A 24,610-nucleotide genomic window follows, 5' to 3' on the forward strand; every position below is an offset into this window, starting at 1 on the left:
TCATCTTTATTATAAAAATAATGAAACCATTTGCCAATAGCATTTCCCTAACAATCTAGTTATTCTGCATAACACCAGTCCTTTTTAAAAGTTTTTCACAGCATGTTGACAAGTTTGTCAAGGAGCTTGACAGCTCTTTTTATTTCTTGAAATGAAAATCAACTTTTTTAAGATTTTTTGTGATAAAATAAAGCCAATTCCGAATAGTAAGATAGGAGGTTCTATGAAAGCAGAAATTATTGCTGTGGGCACCGAGATTCTGACAGGTCAGATTGTCAATACCAATGCCCAATTTTTATCTGAAAAACTGGCGAGTCTAGGGATTGATGTTTATTTTCAAACAGCAGTGGGGGACAATGAAAATCGTCTCCTCTCTGTTTTGGAAATTGCTCAAGGGCGTAGTAATCTGATTATCCTAACAGGAGGCTTGGGGCCAACAGAGGATGATTTGACCAAGCAGACCTTGGCTAAGTTCTTAGGACGTGAGCTCAATTTTGACTCACAGGCTGTGGAAAAGCTGGATTGCTTTTTTGCCAGCCGGCCAGATTATGCTCGAACTCCCAATAATGAGCGTCAGGCCCAGCTGGTTGAAGGCTCGGCTCCTTTACCAAATGCGACTGGTTTAGCTGTCGGAGGATTGTTAGAAGCAGACGGAGTGACCTATGTAGTCCTGCCTGGCCCGCCTAGTGAGCTCAAGCCCATGGTCAATAACGAGCTGGTTCCCCTCTTATCCACAGGCCAGAAATTGTATTCACGGGTGCTGCGCTTCTTTGGTATCGGCGAGAGTCAGCTAGTGACTATTTTGTCAGAGATGATTGAGCAGCAGAGTGACCCCACCATTGCTCCTTATGCAAAGACAGGAGAAGTTACCCTACGACTGTCTACCAAGGCTCTGAGTCAGGCAGAAGCCGACACTAAGTTTGAGGCTGTGGAAAAGGAAATTTTGTCCCATAAGACTTTTGAGGGACAGTCACTGTCAGAGATTTTCTATGGTTACGGGGATGACAATTCCTTGGCACAGGTGGCTTTTGATTTGCTCAAGAGTCAAGGAAAGACGATTTCGGCGGCGGAGAGTCTGACAGCAGGGCTCTTTCAGGCGACCTTGGCTGATTTTGCTGGAGCCTCTTCCATTTTTTCAGGTGGCTTTGTCACCTACAGCATGGAGGAAAAGAGCCGGATGCTGGATATTCCGTTGGGAGACCTGGAGAAGCACGGTGTCGTTTCCGCTTTTACGGCTGGGAAAATGGCAGAGCAGGCTAGAAAGCTGACCGAAAGTGACCTAGCTGTCAGTCTGACAGGTGTGGCTGGTCCAGATTCACTGGAAGGCCATCCAGCAGGGACCGTTTTTATCGGCTTAGCAAGTGCTTCAGGAACAGAAACTATTAAGGTCAATATTGCTGGACGAAGTCGGCGTGATGTGCGGAAAATTGCTGTTCTGCACGCCTTCAACCTAGTACGAAAAACTTTATTAAATAGCTGATTTTTGGTATAATGACCAAGATGGCCAAAAGACATTTTAGAAAAAACAGGAGAAATAAATGGCAAAGAAACAAAAAAAATTAGACGAAATCTCAAAGAAATTCGGCGATGAGCGCCAAAAAGCCTTGGATAATGCTCTTAAAAACATTGAAAAGGACTTTGGTAAGGGAGCTATTATGCGTCTTGGCGAGCGGGCAGAGCAAAAGGTTCAAGTTATGAGTTCTGGCTCTTTGGCCTTGGATATTGCCCTTGGTGCTGGTGGTTACCCTAAGGGACGGATTATTGAAATCTATGGTCCGGAGTCTTCTGGTAAGACAACCGTTGCGCTTCACGCTGTTGCTCAAGCGCAAAAAGAAGGTGGTATCGCAGCCTTTATCGATGCTGAGCATGCTTTGGATCCGTCATACGCGGCTGCTCTAGGTGTTAATATTGATGAGTTGCTGCTGTCTCAACCTGACTCTGGGGAACAGGGATTGGAAATTGCCGGCAAGCTGATTGACTCAGGTGCGGTGGACTTGGTGGTTGTAGACTCAGTTGCAGCCCTGGTACCACGTGCAGAAATCGATGGCGATATCGGTGACAGCCATGTCGGCTTGCAGGCTCGGATGATGAGCCAGGCTATGCGTAAACTGTCTGCTTCTATCAACAAAACGAAGACGATTGCGATTTTCATTAACCAGCTGCGCGAAAAAGTTGGCGTTATGTTTGGTAATCCTGAAACAACACCAGGTGGCCGTGCACTGAAGTTCTATGCTTCTGTCCGTCTGGATGTCCGTGGTAATACTCAAATCAAGGGAACTGGTGATGAGAAGGATACCAATGTTGGTAAAGAAACCAAGATTAAGGTTGTTAAAAATAAGGTAGCTCCGCCATTCAAAGAAGCCTTCGTGGAAATCATGTACGGCGAAGGTATTTCCAAGACAGGTGAGCTGATTAAGATTGCGACTGATTTAGACATCATCAAAAAAGCTGGTGCTTGGTACTCCTACAATGATGAAAAAATCGGTCAAGGTTCTGAAAATGCTAAGAAGTACTTGGCTGATCATCCAGAAGTCTTTGACGAAATTGACCGCCAGGTTCGTGTACGTTATGGTTTGATTGAAGGCGATGACTTGGCAGAAGCGGTTGGCAACAAGGCTGACAGCCCTGTGGAAACGATGGAAGAAGTGACTCTGGATTTGGACGATGCCATCGAAATTGAAGAGTAATTTTGCAAAATAGGTCGCAAGACCGATGGTTTTTGTGATATAATAGACTACGATATTAGTATCGTGTAGCGAAAGGAGTACTTACATGATCACAATCTATACTGTCTCAAGTTGTACTAGTTGTAAAAAAGCAAAAACCTGGCTAAACGCTCATCAATTAACTTATAAAGAACAAAATTTAGGCAAAGAAGGCATCACCAAAGAGGAACTTCTGGATATTTTAACCAAAACAGAAAATGGTATCGCGAGCATTGTTTCATCAAAAAACCGCTATGCTAAAGGTTTGGGTGTTGACATTGAGGAATTAAGTGTCAACGAAGTTCTTGACATCATCATGGAGACCCCACGTATTTTGAAAAGTCCCATTTTAGTGGATGATAAACGTCTCCAAGTTGGTTACAAAGAAGATGATATCCGTGCTTTTCTGCCACGTTCTGTTCGCAATGTTGAAAATGCAGAAGCTCGTCTGCGAGCAGCTCTTTAAACTTTGAATATAACTGAAAGAGTCGGGAAGAGAATCTCGGCTCTTCTTTTTGTTCAGGTTGATAGCAGTCTTTGGCGACTGGATGGATTGACAAGGAGCAGAACTGTGATACAATATCTCTGAGGAGGATGGAAGATGAAGAAAATTTTAGTAGGACTGGGATTGAGTGTGGCACTGTTAGCAGGCTGTGGACATAAAAAGACAGAGACGAATTCGAATGCGGCTGACAAGAAAGAAATCAGCAATAATCTGCCTATCATTGATAATGCCAAGCAGCAGGAAGTGATTACTCGGACGCTTGTTTTTCCAAAGGATGAACGAGGAAACCAGCAGAGTCAGACAGTAACTTATCAGGGAGAGCATTTTAAACGCTTGGTTATTGAAAGGCTGACTGCGACTGATGATGAGATGAAAGAAGCCATCAAGCAGATGGGGCTGGAGGAAGCGCAGAAGTCGCTCAATGAGTCACTGGAGCAGGATGCAGACTATGTGCAGGCTCGTGGACTTCAAGGTTTTAGCGGCTCAGTGACAATTTTGAATGAGAACGAGCTGAAAATGACTTCTACCTATGACTTTGAGAGTTTGGATATCGAAAAAGCAGCGGCTATGCCTTATTTTCAAAATCTCAAGTTCAAAGAAATGATTAAGCTGACGCCAGAAGAATACATCAACAATCTCCTGATGAATGGAGCAGAAGAGCAGAAATAAGCTGCTCTTTTTTATTACATTTTAATGACAGAGTGACAATCAGTTTGACAGCGCCGTTTTTATAATGATATGATAAAATCAGCTCAATATTGAAGGAGATAAGACATGAGAAAATTAATTGTCTTTTTGCTGACAGCTTTGGCAATCTTAACGGCTTGCAGTCAGCAGTCAAATAGCAGTTCATCCTCACAGGGAGGGGCTGGAAAAGGAGATATTGTCACTAAGTCCTATAAAACTGAGAAGCAATTAGAACATGGAAAAGAAACTAGGATCTTAACCGTCAGCTACAGCGGACAGAAGTATGATAAGGTTATCCTGCATGTCAGCAAGGCTATTCCTGACAATATCAAGGAAGCTCTGTCAAAACAGGATGTTTCCACCGTAAAGAAAGAAATGCTGTCTTTGATCGAGGAAGCGCTTGGTCTGAAAGAAGCAGTGAATATAACCGGTCTTGACTTGAAAACAGATATGACAGCGGAAGAGATTTCTCTGGAGATGACTATCGATCCTGAGAATCTAGACTACGAAGCAGCCAAAAAGCTTCCAAACTACGCGCAGCTGTTTGAGCAAATCGAGACCCTGAGTCCGGAAGAATTGCTTAACAAGTTTAAGGGAAGCGACGGTGTGGAAGTGCCGTCTTCAAATTAGGAAGTTTCCATCCAGTTCTCTAAAGAGAGCTGGATTTTTGCTGGATTTTAGAGCCAGGCTTCGGATAAATATTAGCTAAAGCTTATTGAAAAATTAGGAGAATTCAGGTGAATTAAATTTGTGAAAAGCCTATAATTATGCTATAATAGGGATATTCTAAAGAAAGAGGGTGTAATTGTGGGATTTACAGATGAAACAGTACGTTTTAATCTCGATGATTCAAATAAAAAGGAAATTAGCGAGACTTTGACCGATGTCTACAAGTCGCTCAATGAAAAAGGATACAATCCAATCAATCAAATCGTGGGATACGTACTCAGTGGCGATCCTGCGTACGTACCTCGCTATAACAACGCCCGCAATCAAATCCGCAAATACGAGCGCGATGAGATTGTTGAGGAGTTGGTTCGTTATTATTTGAAAGGACAAGGCGTCGATCTCTAATGAGAATTATGGGATTAGATGTGGGCTCGAAAACGGTTGGGGTTGCCATTAGTGATCCTCTTGGTTTTACAGCTCAAGGACTGGAGATTATTCCGATTCATGAAGAAAAGGGCGAATTCGGCTTAGAGCGCTTGGGCGAGCTGGTGAAAGAGTACAAGGTTGATAAGTTTGTTATTGGCCTGCCTAAGAACATGAACAATACCAGCGGGCCTCGAGTGGAGGCCAGTCAGGCTTATGGCCAGCGCGTTTCTGAGCTGTTTGGTCTGCCGGTTGACTATCAGGATGAGCGTCTGACGACGGTGGCTGCTGAGCGCATGCTGGTGGAGCAGGCGGACATTAGCCGCAGCAAGCGTAAGAAAGTTATTGATAAGCTGGCGGCGCAGCTGATTTTGCAGAATTATCTGGATCGAAATTTTTAGAAAAGAAATGAAGGAGACACTAGTATGACACATGATCATAACCATGACCACGAGCATGAAGAGCGTGAATTAATCACCTTGGTTGACGAGCAAGGAAACGAAACTTTATTTGAAATTCTTTTGACCATTGATGGCAAGGAAGAGTTTGGCAAGAATTATGTTCTTTTGATTCCGGCCAATGCGGAAGAAGATGAGAATGGTGAAGTAGAGATTCAAGCTTATTCCTTTACTGAAAATGAAGATGGCACAGAAGGCGACCTGCAGCCAATCCCAGAAGACTCAGATGCTGAATGGGATATGATTGAAGAAGTCTTCAACAGCTTTATGGAAGAGTAAGATTGGCCTAGCATCGTTTCTAAAAAAGACAAGCGCAGGCGAGATGCTAGCTAAACTTGACAGAGGAAGGAAGTAGCCAAGGCTCGGTTATTTTCCATCTCATATCATAAACATTAGAAAGAGGAGCGAGTTGCAATTCAGATTTGAATTCTGCTTCGCTGCTCTTTTTTAGGTAAGAAAATGAATGAAATTGAAGAATGGCTGAACAGCCGAATTGGTCTAAACTTTCGTTCGGGTCTAGGGCGGATGCAGCGGGCTGTAGCTCTTTTGGGAAATCCTGAGCAGAGCTACCCAACGATTCATGTAACTGGTACAAATGGCAAAGGCTCTACTATTGCTTTCATGCGTCGGCTGTTTGCGGGGCATGGTCGCAAGACAGGAAGTTTTACTTCGCCTCACATGATTAGTATTCACGATCGGATTTGTATCAACGGCCAACCGATTGCTCCAGCTGATTTTATCCGTCTGGGTCAGCAGGTGCAAAAGATGGAGCAAGAACTGCTCAAAAGTCATGACCAGCTGTCCTATTTTGAAATTCTGACCTTGATTGCCTTTCTCTATTTTAAGGAGCAGGAAGTGGACATAGCCCTGATTGAGGTGGGGATCGGCGGACTCTTGGACACGACTAATGTTATTACGGGAGATATTGCGGCCATCAGCTCCGTGGGCTTGGACCATCAGGAGACTCTGGGAAGGAGCTTGACGATGATTGCGGAGCAAAAGGCTGGGATTTTCAAGCCGGGGCGGCCAGCTGTCATCGGGCCGCTGCCAGAAGAGGCACGATTGGTTTGTGAGCAGAGAGCTGAGGAGTTGGGAATAGAACTCTATCAGTATGGTCGCGATTTTTCTTTTGCAAATCAGACTTTTTCCAATTCGACTAGGACCCTATCCAATCTTGAGCTGGGCCTCAAGGGAGGTTATCAGGAGGAAAATGCGGCGCTGGCCCTGCAGGTTTTCCTGCTCTTCATGCAGCAGCAGGGGTGGGAAATAGATTCTGCTAGGATTCGGACAGCCTTGCAGGAGACTCGCTGGGCAGGGCGATTGGAAGAAGCTAGTCCAGGTATTTATCTTGATGGGGCCCATAATCTTCCTGCACTGGAGAGGTTAGTGGAGTTTATCCAGAGCCAGAAAGATAAAGAGTGCTTGCTTCTTTTTGGTGCTCTCAAGCGTAAGGACTACAGCACTATGCTGGCTTATCTGCGAGAGGCTCTGCCAGATGTTCAGTTGACGGTTACTTCCTTTTCTGATGGAGATTCCCTTGGTCAAGCTGAAGCGGAAGGCTTCTTCTACATAGAGGATTATCGGCAGCTTATTCAGAATTTTCAGGAGAGGCAAAACGCTAATCAGCTGCTTTTCATTACGGGTTCTCTTTATTTTATTGCAGAAGTCAGAGCTTATTTGACAAGTTTATAAATTTACCGCCGGAGTCCTGCTTTGGTACAATAAAGACAGAAGAAAAAGGAGAACACTATGGCAATTTCTAAAAAGTTAATGATTTCAGGTTTAACTGCTGCGGCTGTTTTAGCCTTGGCAGCTTGCGGTTCTAATCAGAACCAGACGGCACCTTCCTCTCAGTCTCAGTCAGTCGCTTCCAGCAAGCCAGCAGAGTCTTCGTCAGTAGCTAGCACGTCTAGTGCGGCCAATAGCAGCTCATCTGCTTCTGCATCCTCTTCCGAGCAAGTAGCCAATGGCGAGCTGGATGGCAGCTATCAGACAAGCCATGAAGGCGATCAGCTGACCTTGCAGATTTCAGGAACTACTGGCCAGCTGACCAAGGTCGAGTCGGATGGTGAGCAGGAAATTGAACAGGTTCAGATTGATGCTACCAACCAGACCATGATCATCGGAGATGATGTCAAGCGCTATCGCATTGAGGGCAATCAGCTGACAATTGAGGATCTTTCCCAAGAACCTTATGATGATGACACACTGGTCTTTACGAAACAATGATGAAAGAGCCCTGTCTTGAATAGGGCTTTTCCTTTTATCAGTTGTAATCTTGCAGTGCGACTTAGAGGATAGTAGTATTCAAAAGCTGTACTTAGATTTTTATCAATCAGAAATACAGTTTGCATTGATATAAACGTTGTTTTAAGGCAGTTTTACTGATATACTAGAATATATGCAATGAGATAGGAGAGTGTATGACTTTCAGGAAATTCCGCTTATTAATGTCAAAATACGGTTTCAGCATCATTATTATGCTGCTGGAGCTAGCCTTTGTCTTTGTTGCATTCTTCTATTTTAATGAGATTGCACCCAACTGGCTGTCAGTGGCGATGATTGTTTTCCTGTATATTGGGACTATTTTAGCGATTGTCAACCGCAATATGCCACCGGAGAGCAAGGTGACTTGGCTTTTGATTGCCGTGGTGCCGGTCTTTGGCTTCCTGCTCTATCTGATGTTTGGTGAGCGACGGTTGTCTAAAAAGGAAATGATTCAGCTGGAAAATATGGACTCTATGAAATTTCGAGAGGACAATAGCTATGAACTCCGTGTCCAGCTGAAAAAGGAAAACAAGTCGGCCTATGGTATTATCAAATCACTGCTGAGTATGGACAATAATGCAGATGTCTATGACGGTACAGCTTCTCGCTATTTTCCTATCGGTGAGGAGATATTTGAGGCCATGCTGGCTGATCTGCGGGCTGCTGAGAAATTTATTTTTCTGGAGTTTTATATCATCGATGAAGGGCTGATGTGGGACAGTGTTCTGGAAATCTTGGTCGAAAAAGCTGCGCAGGGCGTTGAAGTCAAACTGCTCTATGATGATATTGGCTGCATGGCCACTTTGCCTGGTGATTATACGCGTAAGCTGCGCAAGATGGGCATCGAGGCTTATAAGTTTAACAAGGTGATTCCGCGGATGACGGTATCCTACAACAATCGTGATCACCGCAAGATTTTGGTCATTGACGGTCAGGTTGGCTATACTGGCGGTATCAATCTGGCTGACGAGTATATCAATCATATCGTCCGTTTTGGCCACTGGAAAGATGGCGGTGTCCGCTTGGAAGGTCGGGCAGTCAAGGCTCTGACGCGGCTCTTTCTCATGAACTGGTATATCAATCGTGGGGAAATTACAGACTTTGACAAGTACCATCTGGAAAATAAAGCTGTCGAAGGCAAAGGGCTTTACGTTCCCTATGGCAGCGGGCCTAAGCCTATTTATAAGGTTCAGGTTGGCAAAACGGTCTATCAAAATATCATCAGTCAGGCTACGGACTATGTCTACATTACCACGCCTTATCTGATTATTGACTATGACCTGACGGAGGATATTAAGAATGCTGCTATGCGGGGAGTGGATGTCCGCATCGTGACTCCTTTCATTCCGGACAAGAAGCTGATTCAGATTGTTACCCGTGGAGCCTATCCGGATCTGATGGAAGCAGGTGTTAAGATCTTTGAGTACACGCCAGGGTTTATCCATAGTAAGAACGTGGTGGCCGATGATGAATTTGCTGTGGTAGGGACGATTAACTTTGACTACCGCAGTCTGGTGCACCATTATGAAAATGCAGTCCTGATGTACCATACGGAGAGTATCCCAGCTATCAAGGAAGATTTTGAAGCCATTTTTGAGGCTTCCGAGGAAATTCTTCCTGAAAATCTCGATAGCAGCTGGTATCGTCGCCTTATCAAAGAAATCATGCAGCTCTTTGCACCTATGCTCTAATGCCAGAGGTGGGCAAGTTCTGCAGCAAATATACAGAAAGTCTGAGGCGGAAGTCTCAGACTTTTTTGCATGTGCTTTTGCTAATAGTGTTGAGAGATTTTCTTGTCATTTTTGATTTTATAGGGGGATGGATTTTTGCTCTGTTTTTACGAATGTAAAAAATAAAGGAATTTTTTAAGATGATAATGGAGAAAATTTCCAGTCAGCCGCTTGCTTATGAAACGAGAGAATATCGCTGTTTTCGGGAATTGGAGGAGCTGGCTAGAAGCTATAATGCTCAGAAGAAGGGTCAAGAGAAAGCTGACAGGAGGACAGGAATTTGATATACTAGATGGGACTGATATCAAGGAGAATATTTTATATGCATGATACAACGGAAGAAAAAGTTTTAGAGGTTTCAGAGGAGCAGCTAACTAGGGCTGAAAGGTCTGAGCAAAAAATTACCAAGCCAGAGCCGACGCCCTATTTTTTGACGCTCTGGTGCAGTTTGGCTATCAGCCTGCTGAGTGTGGTCAATCCTTTTTTGACCAATCTAGCAACGAATTTACAAAGCCAGAACCTCTATGCCGGCTGGGCCATGACTCAGGGGCAGGTGCCTTATTCGCAAATATATGGGACTAGTGGCCTGCTTTACTATCTGATGGCTTGGACCAGCAGCCTGGCTTTTGGCCAGCTTTTGTGGATGGTCTTTCAGACGCTGGCTCTGTGGCTGGCTGGACTTTTCCTGCACAAGACCTTGGTGCTCTTACAGCCTAAACAGGATTTATCACGCAGCCTCCTGCTGCTCTTTTACCTGCTAGTCTTTGCTCTTGGATTTGGCGGTCTTTACTCTAGTATTTTTGTTCTGCCCTTTATTTTTTGGAATCTATCTTTTTTGGTGCGCTATCTGCAGGATTCAATCAAGGATGAAAAGTTCATTATCTATGGAGCTTTTGGAGCTCTTGCTTTTATGATTGATCCGGTTTCCAGCCTAGTCTTCTATTCTTTGACTGCTCTGGTGCTTTTGGTCTACAATATCGCAGCCAAGCGTGTGGCTCGAGGCTTCTATCAGCTTTTAGCTGGTCTCTTTGGCTTCTCAGTGATTTTTTATCCTATCGGCTACTTTACTGTTGCCAATCAAACCTTTGGTCAGGCTATCAGTCAGGTGACCTATGCTTGGGACTCCATCAGCTTGATTGGCAGTCACAGTATTTCTAATTTGATTTATTATGGCTTGCTGACGGTTTGTCTAGGTTTCATTTCTGCTTTGGGTACCAATCTCTTTTCAAGAGAAAAGGGGCAAGCAACCAGCCTGCGCGTCTTGCGCTTTATCGGTCTGCTAGGGCTCTTCATTACTGTCTTTGCGGTTTTTATCCTGCCAGATCAGGGAAGCTATCAACTGCTTCCTGCTCTGCCTTTTGCCATGATTCTTTTTGCTTTGTGGTTCAATAAAGGCAAGCAGCAAGCACCAGGGCGTCATCGCAGGGATCGCCGTCGCCCTACCATGTGGACTTCTTATCTTTCAGGCCAGTTCTTTCTGCCACTCTTAGCGATGTTTTATCTGATTGGCTATCCTTTGGTCAATGAGTATATCCTTTCCAGCGGTGTCTCTGCTGAAAGAAGTGAGGCGGCTCAGTATATTAAGGAAAAGACCAAGGATGGGGACACCATCTATGCCTGGGACACCTCGGCTAGTCTGTATCAGAAGAGCAGCCGCTTATCTGCTGTCTCTCTCTTGACTCCAACTTTGTATGTGGGAACGGCTGAAAATCGTTTGGGTCTTCAGAAGGGACTTGAAAACAGCCAGCCCAAGTATATTTTGGTTAACAATGATGTCAAATTGCTATCAGATGTGAAGCAGCTAATTTCCCAAAATTACAAGGAAGCTGACCTCAAACTCGACCATTTCAAGCTTTATCAACTTAAGTAGTAAAAAATCAATATGTTGTGTATAAAAAGAAAAAATAACTTTTTTGCCACAACATATTGATTTTTAATTTTAACGTGCTATAATGAGTCTTGTATCGACTTATTTAAAAAATACTGTTTTTTGGATGAACAACTGTCGGAGATTTCTTGGAAATTTCTTAGCAAGCGATAGGTTTAAAGAGGCTTGATTTGTCCTAAGGGCAGAGAAAAGGAAGTGTTCGTGATGATTTTAAGGGAAGAGAAGTTTGAAACTGCTCCAGCGATTTATGTGGAGAAGCGGGACGGCCGCAGAGTGGCTTTTGATGTGTCAAAGATCTATAAGGCTATGGTGCGGGCAGCTCAAGAAGTTGGTCCGTTGAATCCAATGCTGGAAGCCAAGCTGGAAGCTATCACAGACCGTATTGTGGCAGAAATCAGCAGTCGCTTCGCTAAGTACGTCAAAATCTATGAGATTCAGAACATCGTTGAGCATGAGCTTTTGAATGCCAAGGAATATGCCATTGCGGAGAACTACATCACTTACCGCACCCAAAGGGATTTTGAACGCTCAAAAGCGACTGACATCAACTTTACCATTGACAAGCTCCTCAACAAAGATCGTACGGTAGTTAACGAGAATGCCAATAAGGATAGTGATGTTTTCAATACACAACGGGATTTGACGGCTGGGATTGTCGGCAAATCCATCGGCCTTAAGATGTTGCCGCCTCATGTGGCCAATGCCCACCAGAAGGGGGACATCCACTACCATGATTTGGACTACAGCCCTTATACACCGATGACGAACTGCTGTTTGATTGACTTTGACGGCATGCTGAAAAATGGCTTCAAGATTGGGAATGCAGAAGTAGAGAGTCCCAAGTCTATCCAGACTGCGACAGCGCAAATATCGCAAATCATTGCCAATGTAGCTTCCAGTCAGTACGGCGGTTGTTCGGCCGACCGAATTGACGAAGTCTTGGCGCCGTATGCTGAGCTTAATTATCAAAAGCATCTCAAGGATGCAGAGCAGTGGGTTTTGCCGGATAAGCAGGAAGAATATGCTTGGGCAAAGACCAAGAAGGACATCTACGATGCCATGCAGTCGCTGGAGTATGAGATTAATACCCTCTTTACCTCAAACGGTCAGACTCCCTTTACCTCACTGGGCTTTGGTCTGGGGACTAATCGTTTTGAGCGGGAAATTCAAAAGGCCATTCTCAATATCCGTATCAAGGGACTGGGAAGCGAGCACCGCACAGCGATTTTCCCTAAGCTGATTTTCACCCTTAAGCGAGGGCTCAATCTCGAGCCAGGGACGCCTAATTACGACATCAAAGAACTGGCTCTGGAGTGTGCCACTAAGCGCATGTATCCCGATGTGCTTTCCTATGACAAGATTATCGACTTGACTGGATCGTTCAAGGTACCGATGGGCTGCCGTTCTTTCCTGCAAGGCTGGAAGGATGAAAATGGTCAGGAAGTTAATTCCGGCCGTATGAATCTAGGTGTCGTTACTGTCAATCTACCGCGGATTGCGCTTGAATCTGAGGGGGATTTGGATAAATTCTGGGAACTTTTTAACGAGCGGATGAACATCGCTGAGGATGCTTTGGTCTACCGAGTGGAGCGGACCAAGGAAGCCAGTCCAGCCAATGCACCGATTCTCTATCAGTATGGGGCTTTTGGCCAACGTCTGGGCAAGTATGATCAGGTAGACCAGCTCTTTACTCACCGTCGTGCAACGGTTTCCCTGGGCTATATCGGTCTGTATGAAGTGGCAGCAGTCTTTTACGGTGGCGACTGGGAAACTAATCCAGAAGCCAAGGACTTTACGGTTGCTATTGTCAAAGATATGAAGCGCCGGGTGGAAGAGTGGTCCGAGCAGTATGACTATCATTTCTCTGTTTACTCGACACCATCTGAAAGCCTAACTGACCGTTTCTGCCGTTTGGATACAGAGAAGTTTGGCGTCGTTCCGGATATTACTGACAAGGAATACTATACTAACTCTTTCCACTACGATGTGCGTAAGAATCCAACGCCTTTTGAAAAGCTGGACTTTGAGAAGATTTATCCTGAAGTGGGGGCTTCAGGTGGCTTTATCCACTACTGTGAATATCCTGTGCTGCAGCAAAATCCAAAAGCACTGGAGGCTGTCTGGGACTATGCCTATGATCGGGTCGGCTATCTGGGAACCAATACGCCGATTGATCGCTGTTACAAGTGTAACTTTGAGGGAGATTTCACGCCAACCGAGCGGGGCTTCACCTGTCCAAACTGTGGCAACAGCGATCCCAAGACGGTCGATGTGGTCAAGCGGACCTGCGGTTACCTAGGCAATCCGCAAGCCCGCCCAATGGTCAATGGCCGTCACAAGGAAATATCAGCTCGGGTCAAGCACATGAATGGATCGACTATTAAGTACGAAGGAAATTAAGATGGGAAAGTATCAATTGGACGACAAAGGAAAGGCTCAGGTGCAGCGTTTCCATGAAAAACATTCGCAGGGTGGCAGCGGTAAGAAAGAGCGATTAGCCAAACTGCGTCAGCAATTTTTAGAAAAAAACAAGAAGCAATAGAAGTCAGAGTGGGGCGCAAGGCGGTCTCACTCTCTTCGTATCAGGAGGCACTATGGAGCTGAGACGACCAGAACTAGAAGACAAGGAAAAAATTTTAGAGATGCTAGCTGACTTTGAAGCGGCTGGCAGCCGACAGGACGGCTTCTTTGGTGGAGCGGATTTTGTCTACGAGGATTGGCTGGAGACTATTCAGCTAGCTGAGGCAGGTCTAGGCTTGCCGCAAGGTTTTGTGCCTTACATCCAACTAATCTCTTTTGCTGCGGATGGTCAGGCTGTGGGCTTTCTCAATCTGCGCTTGCGGCTCAATGACTATTTGCTCCAAGAAGGAGGGCATATCGGCTATAGTATCCGTCCCTCTGCGCGTGGGCAAGGATTTGCCAAAGAGCAACTACGACGAGGCTTGCAAGTAGCCAAAAGCAAAAATATAAAACGAGTCCTAGTGACTTGCGATTGTGATAATGCTGCCAGTCGAGCAGTAATTTTGGCTAATGGCGGAGCTTTAGAGGATATTCGAAGCGGGAAAGAACGTTACTGGATTGATGTCGATTAAGGAGGGAGCATGGAGCTAAGACGACCAACTTTGGAGGATAAAGACGCAATTTTAGAGATGATTGCAGAGTTCGATGCTGCAAAATCCTACATGCACGGTGGAATGGGCTCCACTTGGAAGCGAGCAAAGGATTATGAGGATTGGTTGAAAATTGTAGAACGGCAGGAAGATGTGGCAAACTTGCCAGCAGGTTGGGTTCCTGCCATTCAATTTTTATCCTTTGATGAGACCGGCTTGCCTCTGGGCTTTTTAGCTCTGCGCTTGTCTTTGAATGACAAATTATTTGTGGAGGGTGGGCATATTGGCTATTCTATCCGGCCCAGTCAACGCAGGAAGGGCTTGGCTAAGTTGCAGCTAGAGTTAGGGCTGGCAGAGGCCCGAAAGCAACAAGGATTGGAACGAGTGCTAATTACCTGCGATGAAGACAATGAAGCCAGCCGCCGCACCATTCTCTCTGCTGGCGGTGTTTACGAAAATACAATCGACAGAAGTCAGCGCTACTGGATTGATGTCAATTAAGGAGGGAGCATGGAGCTAAGAAGACCAACTTTGGAAGATAAAGATGCGATTTTAGAGATGATTGCGGAGTTCGATGCTGCAAAATCCTATATGAACGGTGGCATGGGCTCCACTTGGAAGCGAGCAAAGGATTATGAGGATTGGTTGAAAATTGTAGAACGGCAGGAAGATGTGGCAAACTTGCCAGCAGGTTGGGTTCCTGCCATTCAATTTTTATCCTTTGATGAGACTGGCTTTCCTTTGGGATTTTTAGCCCTGCGCCTATCCTTGAATGACAAATTATTTGTAGAGGGTGGGCATATTGGCTATTCTATCCGGCCCAGTCAACCCAGAAAGGGCTTGGCTAAGTTGCAGCTAGAGCTAGGACTAGCGGAGGCTCGAAAGCAAGGATTGGAACGAGTGCTGATTACCTGCGATGAAGACAATGAAGCCAGTCGCCGCACCATTCTCTCTGCTGGCGGTGTTTATGAAAATACAATCGACAGAAGTCAGCGTTACTGGATTGATATAGATTGAGGAGAGTTTATGGAATTACGACGACCAACTTTGGAAGATAAAGATGCAATTTTAGAGATGATTGCGGAGTTCAATGCTGCAAAATCCTATATGCACGGTGGCATGGGCTCCACTTGGAAGCGAGCAAAGGATTATGAGGATTGGTTGAAAATTGTAGAACAGAAGGAAGATGTGGCAAACTTGCCAGCAGGTTGGGTTCCTGCCATCCAATTTTTGTCCTTTGATGAGACTGGCTTGCCTCTGGGTTTTTTAGCCCTGCGCTTGTCCTTAAATGACAAATTATTTGTGGAGGGCGGCCATATAGGCTATTCTATCCGGCCCAGTCAGCGCAGGAAGGGCTTGGCTAAGTTGCAGCTAGAGCTAGGACTAGCAGAGGCTCGAAAGCAAGGATTAGAACGAGTGCTGATTACCTGCGATGAAGACAATGAAGCTAGTCGCCGCACGATTCTCTCTGCTGGCGGTGTTTACGAAAATACAATCGACAGAAGCCAGCGCTACTGGATTGATTTGGAGGATGAAGATGAACAATCCCAAACCTCAAGAATGGAAAAGTGAGGAGCTGAGCAAGGGGCGAATCATTGACTATAAGGCCTTTAACTTTGTAGATGGCGAAGGCGTCCGCAACTCCCTCTATGTCAGTGGCTGTATGTTTCACTGTGAGGGCTGCTATAATGCAGCAACCTGGTCTTTTAACGCTGGCATTCCTTATACCCAAGAGTTGGAGGATCAGATTATGAAAGACTTGGCGGAACCCTATGTGCAGGGGTTGACCCTCCTAGGCGGCGAGCCTTTTCTCAATACAGGCATTCTCCTGCCCTTGGTCAAGCGGATTCGGAGAGAGTTGCCGGACAAGGATATCTGGTCTTGGACGGGCTACACCTGGGAGGAGATGATGCTGGAAACGGAGGATAAGCTGGAGCTGCTGAGTTTGATTGACATTCTGGTGGACGGCCGTTTTGACCTTACCAAGAAGAATCTCATGCTACAGTTCCGCGGCTCTTCTAATCAACGCATCATTGATGTGCAGAAGTCCCTTGAGGCAGGCCAGGTAGTCATCTGGGACAAGCTGAATGATGGCCTCCAGGCCTATGAGCAAGTTGACAGAGATAAAATGCTTTAAAAAACAAGCAAAATACTGATATAAAAGAGGGTTCACCTCTTTTTCTGTTGCCAAAAACAGTATAAAATATCGGTTTTTCGAGAAGGGAGAAGGAATTTACTGAAAATTAATACAGACTGTCCTTTTTTGTCAACAAATTTTGGAAAAAACTAAAATATTTTTAAATATTTTAGTGTATCATAATGCATTTATGATATAATAAAATGTATTTATATCTCAGGGGAGAAAAAGGGAGAATTATGAATCAACATAGGAGAAATGTGCCTGCTTCTAAAAAGGGGAAGAAGCTTAGGCTCTTTAATGCAGCTTTACTGACATTGGTAAGCTTGGTTTCAGGTTTGCTTATTTTTTCTATATTTAAAAATAATGTTCTGGCGTTTCATCACCTGAACCTTATTTTGTCTGCTCTTTTGGCGGCTGTTATTTTACTGGCAGCCTTCTTTGTATGGAAAAATAAGTTCAAAGTTCTGACAACCTTACTTTTGCTTGTGACTTTGTTGGTATCCTCAGGAGTCATGTATGGGGTCAAGGAGCTGATGGACTTGTCTAGAGGTGTGAACTCCACTTCAAATTACTCTGAAATTGAAATGGCGGTTTATGTCCGGGCAGACAGCGATAAATCAGATGTGACGCAACTGAAGAAGCTGACAGCTCCGACTGAAAATGGGGATAAGGACAATGTGACAGCTCTTCTGGAGCACATCAAGAAGACTAAAAAGACAGAACTCACTGTAGAAAACAGCTCGTCTTATATCGCAGCCTACAAGGCCCTCATCAATCAAGAGACCGAAGCCATTGCCCTCAACAGCTCATTTGGAGATATGCTGGCCTCTCACGATGCTGACTATGCTTCAAAGATAAAGAAAATCTATACTTATAAAATCACCCGTCAAGTAGAGACAGGCAAGCGCAGGGATGATGCCAATGCAGATGTCTTCAATATCTATGTCAGCGGTATTGACACTTATGGCTCTATTTCATCTGTCTCTCGCTCAGATGTCAATATCATCATGACGGTCAATCGCAAGACCAAGAAAGTCCTCTTGACGACAACTCCTCGTGATTCTTATGTGGCGATTGCAGATGGAGGGGCTGGGCAGATGGACAAGCTGACTCATACAGGGATTTATGGCGTGGATGCTTCTGTCCACACGCTGGAAAATCTTTACGGTATTCGCATTGACTACTATGTTCGTCTGAACTTCTCTTCTTTCCTCAAGCTGGTAGACCTGTTGGGAGGGATTGATGTTGAAAATGACCAAGAATTTACCAGCCGACATGGTAATCATCATTTCCCATTAGGGAAAGTTCATATGAACTCAGATCAGGCACTAGGCTTTGTTCGCGAGCGTTACTCCCTTCAGGGTGGCGACAATGACCGCGGAAAAAATCAAGAAAAAGTTATCGAAGCAGTCATTAAAAAGCTGACTTCAACTAGTGCTTTGAAGAACTACAACGAGATTATTTCCGGCTTGCAGGACTCTATCCAGACCAATATGGAGCTGCCTGTTCTTATGAATCTGGTCAATACCCAGCTGGAGTCAGGTGGAAGCTATCAAGTTCAGTCACAAGCCATCAGCGGAAACGGTCGTATGGATCTACCATCCTATGCTATGCCAGATTCCAATCTCTACATGATGGAAATCCAACCGGAAAGCCTTGATAATGCTAAGGCAGCGATTCAGCAGGTAATGGAAGGGAAAACACCATGATTGATATCCATTCTCATATTATCTTTGATGTGGACGATGGCCCTAAGAATTTTGAGGATTCCAAAAAACTGCTGGAAGAAAGCTATCGACAGGGAGTTCGGACTATTATCTCTACCTCTCATCGCAGAAAGGGCATGTTTGAAACGCCTGAAGAGACCATAAGCGCTAACTTTAAAATGGTAAAAGAACTAGCAGAGCTTGTAGCGCCTGACTTAACGGTTCTCTATGGGGCAGAGGTTTACTACACCAGTGATGTAGCGGATAAGTTGGAAAAAGGGATTTTCCCCAGTCTAGCTGGCACACGCTATGTGCTGATTGAGTTTAGCATGGCAACGCCTTATAAAGACATCCATAAAGGTTTGGCTCAGATTCTGCGCTTAGGTCTAACACCGGTCCTTGCTCATATTGAGCGCTATCACTGCTTGGAAAATGATGAAAAGAAGGTGCAGGAACTCATTAATATGGGCTGCTATACTCAAATTAACAGCTCCAGTGTTCTGAAGCCTAAGTTGCTTAGAGACTCGCATAAATTTATGAAAAAACGGGCTCAGTTCTTTTTGGAGAAGGACTTGGTCCACTTTGTTGCCAGCGACATGCACAATCTAAGTCAGAGACCGCCCTTTATGAAGGAGGCCTTTGACATCGTCGCTAAGAAATACGGTTCCCGCCGGGCAGAGGCCCTCTTTGGCGGCAACCAAGCATTATTATTGAAAAATGAATTGATTTAGGGGAAAAATGGAAAAACAAGAAAAGCAAATCGTAGAAATCGATATTCTGTCCTTGCTGAGAGCCTTATGGCTGAAGAAATTTACCATCGTATTGGGAGCGGTGCTCTTTTCTTTGCTGGCTTTTGGCTACAGCGTCTTTATTGCTAAGAAAATGTATCAGAGTACCACACGCATCTATGTGGTCAGTCGTCAGAACGAAACGCAGGCAGCTTTGACCAATCAGGACCTGCAGGCAGGGTCTTACCTCGTTAAGGACTTTAAGGAAATCATTCTGTCACAGGCGGTTCTGTCACAGGCAATTAGTGAGTTGAAACTGCAAACGTCACCAAGAGAGCTGACGCGTCACATCACCGTTTCCGTTCCGGCGGATACTCGTATCGTTTCGATTACAGTTAAGGATGACAATCCAGAGGAAGCGGCTCGCATTGCCAATGCCTTCCGTAATATCGCTGCTGAGAAAATCATCGAAGTGACAAAAGTTTCTGATGTGACAACTTTGGAAGAAGCAACAGTCCCAGCAGAGCCTTCTTCACCAAATATTCGGCGTAATGTTATCTTAGGATTTTTAGGGGGCAGTGTCCTGATGTCGATCTTTATCATCGCGGTAGAAATCTTGGATGATCGGGTGAAGAAGCCAGAGGACATTGAAGAAGTCATGGGCTTGACGCTATTGGGCGTTATCCCAGATATGAACAGAATGTAAGGGAGAGAAAATGGCAACCTTAGAATTAGTTAGGAAAAAAAGGAACCTTGTCAAACTAACCGAGGAATACTACAATGCTCTAAGTACTAATGTACAGCTGAGCGGCGCCAATATCAAGATGGTCGAAATAAGCTCGGTGACGGCAAATGAAGGAAAGTCTACAACCTCAGTGAATCTCGCGGCCGCCTTTGCCAGAGCTGGTCATAAGACCTTGATGATCGATGCGGATATCCGCAACTCAGTCATGTCCGGTGTGTTTAGTAGTCAGAGAAAAGTATCAGGACTGACGGACTATCTGTCAGGACAGGCTGCCCTGCATGAAGTCATCAACGATACAGATATGGACAACCTGGATGTGATCTTATCTGGTCCAGTATCACCTAATCCGACGGGGCTTTTGCAAAGCAAGCAGTTTGAAGCGCTTTTGACTGACCTGCGTGTCCGCTATGACTACATCATTGTGGATACTTCACCGATCGGTCTGGTCATTGATGCGGCTATCATCGCTCAGAAATGCGATGCCAGCTTCTTGGTGACACAAGCAGGCCATATCAAACGAAAAGCAGTGATGAAAGCTAAAGAGCAGTTGGAACAAACGGGAACTCCTTTTTTGGGTGTTGTCCTCAATAAATATAACATTGATTTGGAACGCTATGGTGCCTACGGAACTTATGGGGGATACGGCAGCTATGGCAATTATGGGAAATAATAGGGATTAAAGAGTTTTAGGATAATTGGGAGATTAGGAACATGACAAGAGCGAGAAAAAGAGTCATCTTAATTATTGTTGATATTATTTTGCTCAGTATAAGTCAGGGGATTTCAAAATTCTTCTTAGCAAAATATGTCGGGATAACGGATTTATCTTTTGTCTCTATTTTAATGGGGATTATTGTACTGTATTTGACATTTGCAACACTGTCGAATGTCTTTTCTACCATTACAAGGTATACAGATTACAAAACAATGTTTCGAGTGGGAGGCTCAATTTTGGGAGCTTATTCGATTGTATACATTGCAGAGAAAATTTTTTATGAATCCACAAACAGTAGATATATTGTCCTTTCTATGCTGCTATCTTTTTTATTGGTTATTGCTTCAAGGCTGACTTGGCGGGAGATTCATGAATTCGTGCAGCACCCTTCAGCCTTACTGGGTAAGAAAGTAGATGGGACAAAGACCCTTGTTGTTGGTTCAGGGGATGGTGCTAGTCTTTTTATCAAGACAGCCCAGCAAAAATCAAAAGATTTAAAGATAGTCGCGATTGTAGATGACGATAAGAATAAGCAAAATACCTATCTTCATGGAGTAAAAGTTGTAGGAACAACCGAGCAGATACCTGAAATTGTGGGAAATTATGAAGTCGAACAAATTGTCATTGCCATTCCTTCGTTGGCTCCGGATGATTACGAGCGAATCGTAGAGTACTGCCAACAGACGGAGGTCAAGGTCAATGCCATGCCTAAGTATGAACAGGTGATCACGGGGAAACTATCTGTCAGCAAACTTCAGGAAATTGATATTGCAGATCTGTTGGGACGTAAAGAAGTTAAGCTGGATCAGCAAAGTTTGAAATCCAATATTAAATGCAAGACAGTGCTAGTTACGGGGGCCGGTGGGTCTATCGGCTCGGAACTTTGCCGTCAGATTGCTCAATTCTGCCCAGCAAGGCTCCTGCTTCTAGGTCATGGAGAAAATTCAATTTATTTGATTCACAAGGAGCTGTCAAGCCGATATAAAGATGATATTGAGTTGATTCCAATCATTGCAGATATTCAAGATAGAGAGAGAATTTTCCATATTATGGAAACCTATCGCCCTGATCGAGTGTATCATGCAGCAGCTCACAAGCATGTTCCTTTGATGGAGTACAATCCGACAGAAGCAGTCAAAAACAATATCTACGGGACACGAAATGTAGCAGAAGCAGCAAAGGCAGCTGGTGTCGCGAAATTTGTCATGATTTCTACAGATAAGGCGGTTAACCCGCCTAATGTTATGGGGGCAACAAAGCGTGTGGCAGAAATGGTCGTGACCAGTTTAAATGAAGAAGGAAAGACTCTTTTCTCAGCTGTCCGCTTTGGGAATGTTTTGGGCAGCCGAGGTAGTGTTGTTCCTTTGTTCAAGGAGCAGATTGCCAAGGGAGGTCCTATCACCGTGACGGACTTTCGAATGACACGCTATTTCATGACGATACCAGAAGCCAGTCGCTTGGTAATTCAGGCTGGGGCCTTGATGCAAGGGGGAGAGGTTTTTGTCTTGGATATGGGCGAGCCTGTGAAAATTTTGGACTTGGCTAAAAAGATGATCACACTCAGTGGCCATACTGAAGAGGAGATTCAGATTCAGGAAGCAGGCATTCGACCGGGAGAAAAGCTTTATGAAGAGCTCTTGTCCGCCAAGGAAAAGGTCAATGATCAAGTCTATGAAAAGATTTTTGTAGGGAATGTTCAGTCGCTGCCCAAGATAGAGGTGGATTCCTATGTGGACTCTCTTCTGTCTCTTGGTGCAAATGACCTCAAGGACAGCTTGGTAAAGTTTGCACAGCAATAAGTTTTTAGGATAATCATGTATAAATTTTTTAAACGAACATTAGATATAGTCTTGTCATTCATAGGAATGATTGCCTTATCACCGTTTTTTCTGCTTCTAGTACTCGCTATTAAATTGGATTCAAAAGGACCAGTTTTGTTCAAACAGAAGCGGATTGGTCTGCATAAGAAACACTTCTATATTTTGAAATTCAGAACGATGCGAATTGACACACCTAAGGATACCCCAACTCATTTACTGGAAAATCCTGAGCAATGGATTACAAAGGTTGGGAAGTTTCTTAGGAAGACGTCTCTGGATGAGTTGCCTCAGATTTGGAATATTTTTGTCGGCGATATGAGTATCATAGGTCCAAGACCAGCTCTTTGGAATCAGTATGATTTGATTGAAGAGCGAGACCGCTATGGGGCAAATGATGTTTTGCCAGGTCTGACAGGATGGGCTCAGATTCACGGGCGAGATGAGTTGCCGATTGCTAAGAAAGCTGAATTGGACGGCTACTACGTCCAGCATTTGTCTTTTGGATTGGATGTCCGCTGTTTTTTTGGCACCATTAAGAGTGTTGCTAAGAGCGAAGGCGTTGTCGAAGGCGGCACGGGAAATATGGAAAAGAAAGATTAAAGGCTGATGAAAAGAATATTAATTACAGGAGAGGGTAGCTATATCGGCCAGAGCTTTAAGAAGTATGTTTCTTCACGGGAGGATGTTCAGGTTGATGAGTTGGACGTCCGCGAAGAAACCTGGAAGGAGAAAGATTTTTCGTCTTTTGATGTAATTTTGCATTTGGCGGCGATTGTCCATATCTCTAACCCATCAAAAGAGATGGAGTCGGAATATAATCAAGTCAATACTCAGCTACCGTATGAATTGGCTCAAAAGGCTAAAGGCGAAGGTGTCAAACAGTTTATCTTTATGAGCAGTATGAGTGTCTATGGCGAAGTTTTGGGAGATCGGGTTATCACAAAAGACACGCAAGAGCGTCCTGATTCTTTTTATGGCAAAAGCAAACTAGCTGCTGAGCAACTTCTGGCGGAATTGGAAAGCGAAGATTTTAAATTGGCAATTTTACGGCCGCCCATGGTTTATGGTCATCAAGCTAAGGGAAATTATAAGCGATTGTCAAAGTTGGCTCAGAAACTACCAGTTTTCCCTTTGGTCCAGAACGAACGTAGTATGATTTATATCGACAACCTTTGTGAGTTTATCAGACTGATTGTTCAGAATCAAGACAGTGGTGTCTTCTATCCTCAAAATCAGGACTATGTCAATACCTCTCAGCTAGTCAAAGAAATAAAAAGGACTCATGGCCAGAGAGTAGCATTGCTGCCTGCATTTAACTGGATTTTAAAAGGACTGTCTCACCATGTTTCGACTCTGAATAAGCTGTTTTCGGATTTAACTTATGAAAAAGAGATGTCTAGCTATCCTCAGTCTTATGAGGTAGCAAATTTTAGGAGGTCTATTGAGAAGACGGAGAAGGGAAACTAGTTTAGGATGATTGGGGGGGATTGTAAGTGAAGTTTTCGGTATTGATGTCTGTCTATCAGAAGGAGAGTCCAGATTTCTTAAGAAAGAGCCTAAATAGCGTTCTTATAGAGCAGAGCCGCAAGCCAGATGAGCTTGTCCTTGTAGAGGATGGGCCGCTGACAGAAGAGCTTTATCAGACGATTCAAGATTTCAAGGAAACATTTCCAGAGATGAAAGTTCTACCCTTAAAGGAAAATGTCGGATTGGGAGAAGCTTTGCATCGAGGAGTTGAGGCTTGTTCTTATGATTGGATTGCTAGAATGGATACAGATGACATTGCGACACCGGACCGTTTCCAGCAACAAGTGGACTATATTGAGCAGCATCCGCAGTTAGATGTTCTTGGTGGCAATATCATAGAATTTGATTCGGAACCAGATCAAATAGTGGCAGAGAAACAAATGCCGCTTTCCCATGAAGAGATTATCAAAAGGTTGCAGCGGAGAAATCCTTTCTGTCACATGACGGTATTTTTCAAGAAATCATCTGTTTTAAAAGCAGGCAATTACAAGCCCCTGCCTTTAGTGGAAGACTATTATCTTTGGTCGAGAATGGCTGCTCAGGGATGTCGTTTCGCTAATCTTAATCGGGTCTTAGTTTATGCTCGTGTCGGAAACGGCATGCATACGAGAAGAAGCCAGACAGAGCAGATTGCCAGTTGGAAAGTAGTCAATACTTTTTTGCTGTCACAAGGTATGTTGAACCTAGGGCAATATTATCAAAATATGTTGATGATTCGTGCTTTTGTGGGAACGCCTATTTGGATAAAAGCGTTCATTTATAAGTATCTGCTTAGAAGAAAGTAAT

The 24,610-nt window shown here is 44.4% G+C and carries 28 protein-coding genes; all 28 read left to right on the forward strand.

Annotation, left to right across the window (positions count from 1 at the left end; translation table 11 throughout):
• Positions 1-223: 223 nt before the first annotated feature.
• The 28 genes from HMPREF1150_RS02470 to HMPREF1150_RS02345 all read left to right on the forward strand — a co-directional run bounded on the left by HMPREF1150_RS02470 (position 224) and on the right by HMPREF1150_RS02345 (position 24,609).
• Positions 224-1,480 carry a competence/damage-inducible protein A gene (locus tag HMPREF1150_RS02470; protein WP_009660174.1) on the forward strand — a complete coding sequence of 419 codons (1,257 nt, stop codon included), beginning with the start codon at positions 224-226 and terminating at the stop codon, positions 1,478-1,480.
• Positions 1,481-1,538: 58 nt separating this feature from the next.
• Complete coding sequence (gene recA / locus HMPREF1150_RS02465; RefSeq protein ID WP_002902034.1) at positions 1,539-2,687, forward strand: recombinase RecA; 1,149 nt, start codon at positions 1,539-1,541, stop codon at positions 2,685-2,687.
• Between the two features lie 85 nt (positions 2,688-2,772).
• On the forward strand, positions 2,773-3,171 hold the full coding sequence (gene spx / locus HMPREF1150_RS02460; RefSeq protein WP_002894078.1) for a transcriptional regulator Spx: 399 nt from the start codon (positions 2,773-2,775) through the stop codon (positions 3,169-3,171).
• 135 nt (positions 3,172-3,306) lie between these two features.
• Positions 3,307-3,879 (forward strand): SP0191 family lipoprotein, encoded by a 573-nt coding sequence (locus HMPREF1150_RS02455; RefSeq protein ID WP_009660169.1) that lies wholly within the window; start codon positions 3,307-3,309, stop codon positions 3,877-3,879.
• Between the two features lie 105 nt (positions 3,880-3,984).
• Positions 3,985-4,527: a hypothetical protein gene (locus tag HMPREF1150_RS02450; RefSeq protein WP_009660238.1), complete on the forward strand. Its 543-nt coding sequence runs from the start codon at positions 3,985-3,987 to the stop codon at positions 4,525-4,527.
• 177 nt (positions 4,528-4,704) lie between these two features.
• Complete coding sequence (locus HMPREF1150_RS02445; RefSeq protein WP_002894075.1) at positions 4,705-4,971, forward strand: IreB family regulatory phosphoprotein; 267 nt, start codon at positions 4,705-4,707, stop codon at positions 4,969-4,971.
• On the forward strand, positions 4,971-5,390 hold the full coding sequence (gene ruvX / locus HMPREF1150_RS02440; protein ID WP_002894074.1) for a Holliday junction resolvase RuvX: 420 nt from the start codon (positions 4,971-4,973) through the stop codon (positions 5,388-5,390). The genes HMPREF1150_RS02445 and ruvX overlap by 1 nt, the downstream gene beginning before the upstream one ends.
• Positions 5,391-5,414: 24 nt before the next feature.
• Complete coding sequence (locus HMPREF1150_RS02435; protein WP_002894073.1) at positions 5,415-5,726, forward strand: DUF1292 domain-containing protein; 312 nt, start codon at positions 5,415-5,417, stop codon at positions 5,724-5,726.
• 180 nt (positions 5,727-5,906) lie between these two features.
• The gene (locus HMPREF1150_RS02430; RefSeq protein WP_009660248.1) at positions 5,907-7,139 is read left to right on the forward strand and encodes a folylpolyglutamate synthase/dihydrofolate synthase family protein; all 1,233 of its coding nucleotides are present in this window, start codon (positions 5,907-5,909) and stop codon (positions 7,137-7,139) included.
• Between the two features lie 57 nt (positions 7,140-7,196).
• Positions 7,197-7,676: an SP_0198 family lipoprotein gene (locus tag HMPREF1150_RS02425; protein ID WP_009660193.1), complete on the forward strand. Its 480-nt coding sequence runs from the start codon at positions 7,197-7,199 to the stop codon at positions 7,674-7,676.
• Positions 7,677-7,870: 194 nt separating this feature from the next.
• Positions 7,871-9,406, forward strand: a complete 1,536-nt coding sequence (cls, locus tag HMPREF1150_RS02420; RefSeq protein WP_009660122.1) for a cardiolipin synthase — start codon at positions 7,871-7,873, stop codon at positions 9,404-9,406.
• Between the two features lie 179 nt (positions 9,407-9,585).
• Positions 9,586-9,729 carry a hypothetical protein gene (locus HMPREF1150_RS11880; RefSeq protein WP_002905558.1) on the forward strand — a complete coding sequence of 48 codons (144 nt, stop codon included), beginning with the start codon at positions 9,586-9,588 and terminating at the stop codon, positions 9,727-9,729.
• A gap of 38 nt (positions 9,730-9,767) precedes the next feature.
• A complete protein-coding gene (locus HMPREF1150_RS02415) occupies positions 9,768-11,315 on the forward strand; it encodes a hypothetical protein (RefSeq protein ID WP_009660125.1) in 1,548 nt (515 codons plus the stop codon).
• A gap of 222 nt (positions 11,316-11,537) precedes the next feature.
• Positions 11,538-13,733, forward strand: a complete 2,196-nt coding sequence (gene nrdD, locus HMPREF1150_RS02410; protein ID WP_009660171.1) for an anaerobic ribonucleoside-triphosphate reductase — start codon at positions 11,538-11,540, stop codon at positions 13,731-13,733.
• Position 13,734: 1 nt separating this feature from the next.
• Positions 13,735-13,875 carry a hypothetical protein gene (locus HMPREF1150_RS11885; protein ID WP_002894059.1) on the forward strand — a complete coding sequence of 47 codons (141 nt, stop codon included), beginning with the start codon at positions 13,735-13,737 and terminating at the stop codon, positions 13,873-13,875.
• A 52-nt stretch (positions 13,876-13,927) separates the two neighbouring features.
• Entirely contained in the window at positions 13,928-14,425 is a 498-nt protein-coding gene (locus tag HMPREF1150_RS02405) for a GNAT family N-acetyltransferase (protein ID WP_009660166.1), read from the forward strand.
• 9 nt (positions 14,426-14,434) lie between these two features.
• Positions 14,435-14,944 carry a GNAT family N-acetyltransferase gene (locus tag HMPREF1150_RS02400; RefSeq protein ID WP_009660259.1) on the forward strand — a complete coding sequence of 170 codons (510 nt, stop codon included), beginning with the start codon at positions 14,435-14,437 and terminating at the stop codon, positions 14,942-14,944.
• A gap of 9 nt (positions 14,945-14,953) precedes the next feature.
• Positions 14,954-15,460 carry a GNAT family N-acetyltransferase gene (locus HMPREF1150_RS02395; RefSeq protein WP_009660203.1) on the forward strand — a complete coding sequence of 169 codons (507 nt, stop codon included), beginning with the start codon at positions 14,954-14,956 and terminating at the stop codon, positions 15,458-15,460.
• Between the two features lie 9 nt (positions 15,461-15,469).
• The gene (locus HMPREF1150_RS02390) at positions 15,470-16,015 is read left to right on the forward strand and encodes a GNAT family N-acetyltransferase (protein ID WP_009660182.1); all 546 of its coding nucleotides are present in this window, start codon (positions 15,470-15,472) and stop codon (positions 16,013-16,015) included.
• Positions 15,981-16,580: an anaerobic ribonucleoside-triphosphate reductase activating protein gene (gene nrdG / locus HMPREF1150_RS02385; RefSeq protein ID WP_009660213.1), complete on the forward strand. Its 600-nt coding sequence runs from the start codon at positions 15,981-15,983 to the stop codon at positions 16,578-16,580. The genes HMPREF1150_RS02390 and nrdG overlap by 35 nt, the downstream gene beginning before the upstream one ends.
• Positions 16,581-16,783: 203 nt before the next feature.
• Positions 16,784-18,292, forward strand: coding sequence for an LCP family protein (locus tag HMPREF1150_RS02380; protein ID WP_032905695.1), 1,509 nt, complete (start codon positions 16,784-16,786; stop codon positions 18,290-18,292).
• Entirely contained in the window at positions 18,289-19,020 is a 732-nt protein-coding gene (cps4B, locus tag HMPREF1150_RS02375) for a capsular polysaccharide biosynthesis protein Cps4B (protein ID WP_009660160.1), read from the forward strand. The genes HMPREF1150_RS02380 and cps4B overlap by 4 nt, the downstream gene beginning before the upstream one ends.
• Positions 19,021-19,027: 7 nt before the next feature.
• Positions 19,028-19,723 (forward strand): Wzz/FepE/Etk N-terminal domain-containing protein, encoded by a 696-nt coding sequence (locus HMPREF1150_RS02370; protein WP_002894051.1) that lies wholly within the window; start codon positions 19,028-19,030, stop codon positions 19,721-19,723.
• Positions 19,724-19,733: 10 nt separating this feature from the next.
• On the forward strand, positions 19,734-20,432 hold the full coding sequence (locus tag HMPREF1150_RS02365; RefSeq protein ID WP_009660129.1) for a polysaccharide biosynthesis tyrosine autokinase: 699 nt from the start codon (positions 19,734-19,736) through the stop codon (positions 20,430-20,432).
• 41 nt (positions 20,433-20,473) lie between these two features.
• The gene (locus HMPREF1150_RS02360; protein ID WP_002911468.1) at positions 20,474-22,276 is read left to right on the forward strand and encodes a nucleoside-diphosphate sugar epimerase/dehydratase; all 1,803 of its coding nucleotides are present in this window, start codon (positions 20,474-20,476) and stop codon (positions 22,274-22,276) included.
• 15 nt (positions 22,277-22,291) lie between these two features.
• Positions 22,292-22,897, forward strand: coding sequence for a sugar transferase (locus HMPREF1150_RS02355; protein ID WP_009660137.1), 606 nt, complete (start codon positions 22,292-22,294; stop codon positions 22,895-22,897).
• Between the two features lie 6 nt (positions 22,898-22,903).
• On the forward strand, positions 22,904-23,764 hold the full coding sequence (locus HMPREF1150_RS02350; protein WP_002899250.1) for an NAD-dependent epimerase/dehydratase family protein: 861 nt from the start codon (positions 22,904-22,906) through the stop codon (positions 23,762-23,764).
• 26 nt (positions 23,765-23,790) lie between these two features.
• On the forward strand, positions 23,791-24,609 hold the full coding sequence (locus HMPREF1150_RS02345) for a glycosyltransferase (RefSeq protein WP_083842677.1): 819 nt from the start codon (positions 23,791-23,793) through the stop codon (positions 24,607-24,609).
• Position 24,610 lies beyond the last annotated feature (1 nt).

This window comes from Streptococcus sp. AS14 (assembly GCF_000286495.1).
Classification (GTDB): Bacteria; Bacillota; Bacilli; order Lactobacillales; family Streptococcaceae; genus Streptococcus; species Streptococcus sanguinis_P.

Coding starts and splice junctions, on each gene's coding strand:
- HMPREF1150_RS02470 (WP_009660174.1), top strand. CDS start 224: ATGAAAGCAGAAATTATTGCTGTGGGCACCGAGATTCTGACAGGTCAG.
- recA (WP_002902034.1), top strand. CDS start 1,539: ATGGCAAAGAAACAAAAAAAATTAGACGAAATCTCAAAGAAATTCGGC.
- spx (WP_002894078.1), top strand. CDS start 2,773: ATGATCACAATCTATACTGTCTCAAGTTGTACTAGTTGTAAAAAAGCA.
- HMPREF1150_RS02455 (WP_009660169.1), top strand. CDS start 3,307: ATGAAGAAAATTTTAGTAGGACTGGGATTGAGTGTGGCACTGTTAGCA.
- HMPREF1150_RS02450 (WP_009660238.1), top strand. CDS start 3,985: ATGAGAAAATTAATTGTCTTTTTGCTGACAGCTTTGGCAATCTTAACG.
- ruvX (WP_002894074.1), top strand. CDS start 4,971: ATGAGAATTATGGGATTAGATGTGGGCTCGAAAACGGTTGGGGTTGCC.
- HMPREF1150_RS02435 (WP_002894073.1), top strand. CDS start 5,415: ATGACACATGATCATAACCATGACCACGAGCATGAAGAGCGTGAATTA.
- HMPREF1150_RS02430 (WP_009660248.1), top strand. CDS start 5,907: ATGAATGAAATTGAAGAATGGCTGAACAGCCGAATTGGTCTAAACTTT.
- HMPREF1150_RS02425 (WP_009660193.1), top strand. CDS start 7,197: ATGGCAATTTCTAAAAAGTTAATGATTTCAGGTTTAACTGCTGCGGCT.
- cls (WP_009660122.1), top strand. CDS start 7,871: ATGACTTTCAGGAAATTCCGCTTATTAATGTCAAAATACGGTTTCAGC.
- HMPREF1150_RS11880 (WP_002905558.1), top strand. CDS start 9,586: ATGATAATGGAGAAAATTTCCAGTCAGCCGCTTGCTTATGAAACGAGA.
- HMPREF1150_RS02415 (WP_009660125.1), top strand. CDS start 9,768: ATGCATGATACAACGGAAGAAAAAGTTTTAGAGGTTTCAGAGGAGCAG.
- nrdD (WP_009660171.1), top strand. CDS start 11,538: ATGATTTTAAGGGAAGAGAAGTTTGAAACTGCTCCAGCGATTTATGTG.
- HMPREF1150_RS11885 (WP_002894059.1), top strand. CDS start 13,735: ATGGGAAAGTATCAATTGGACGACAAAGGAAAGGCTCAGGTGCAGCGT.
- HMPREF1150_RS02405 (WP_009660166.1), top strand. CDS start 13,928: ATGGAGCTGAGACGACCAGAACTAGAAGACAAGGAAAAAATTTTAGAG.
- HMPREF1150_RS02400 (WP_009660259.1), top strand. CDS start 14,435: ATGGAGCTAAGACGACCAACTTTGGAGGATAAAGACGCAATTTTAGAG.
- HMPREF1150_RS02395 (WP_009660203.1), top strand. CDS start 14,954: ATGGAGCTAAGAAGACCAACTTTGGAAGATAAAGATGCGATTTTAGAG.
- HMPREF1150_RS02390 (WP_009660182.1), top strand. CDS start 15,470: ATGGAATTACGACGACCAACTTTGGAAGATAAAGATGCAATTTTAGAG.
- nrdG (WP_009660213.1), top strand. CDS start 15,981: ATGAACAATCCCAAACCTCAAGAATGGAAAAGTGAGGAGCTGAGCAAG.
- HMPREF1150_RS02380 (WP_032905695.1), top strand. CDS start 16,784: ATGTATTTATATCTCAGGGGAGAAAAAGGGAGAATTATGAATCAACAT.
- cps4B (WP_009660160.1), top strand. CDS start 18,289: ATGATTGATATCCATTCTCATATTATCTTTGATGTGGACGATGGCCCT.
- HMPREF1150_RS02370 (WP_002894051.1), top strand. CDS start 19,028: ATGGAAAAACAAGAAAAGCAAATCGTAGAAATCGATATTCTGTCCTTG.
- HMPREF1150_RS02365 (WP_009660129.1), top strand. CDS start 19,734: ATGGCAACCTTAGAATTAGTTAGGAAAAAAAGGAACCTTGTCAAACTA.
- HMPREF1150_RS02360 (WP_002911468.1), top strand. CDS start 20,474: ATGACAAGAGCGAGAAAAAGAGTCATCTTAATTATTGTTGATATTATT.
- HMPREF1150_RS02355 (WP_009660137.1), top strand. CDS start 22,292: ATGTATAAATTTTTTAAACGAACATTAGATATAGTCTTGTCATTCATA.
- HMPREF1150_RS02350 (WP_002899250.1), top strand. CDS start 22,904: ATGAAAAGAATATTAATTACAGGAGAGGGTAGCTATATCGGCCAGAGC.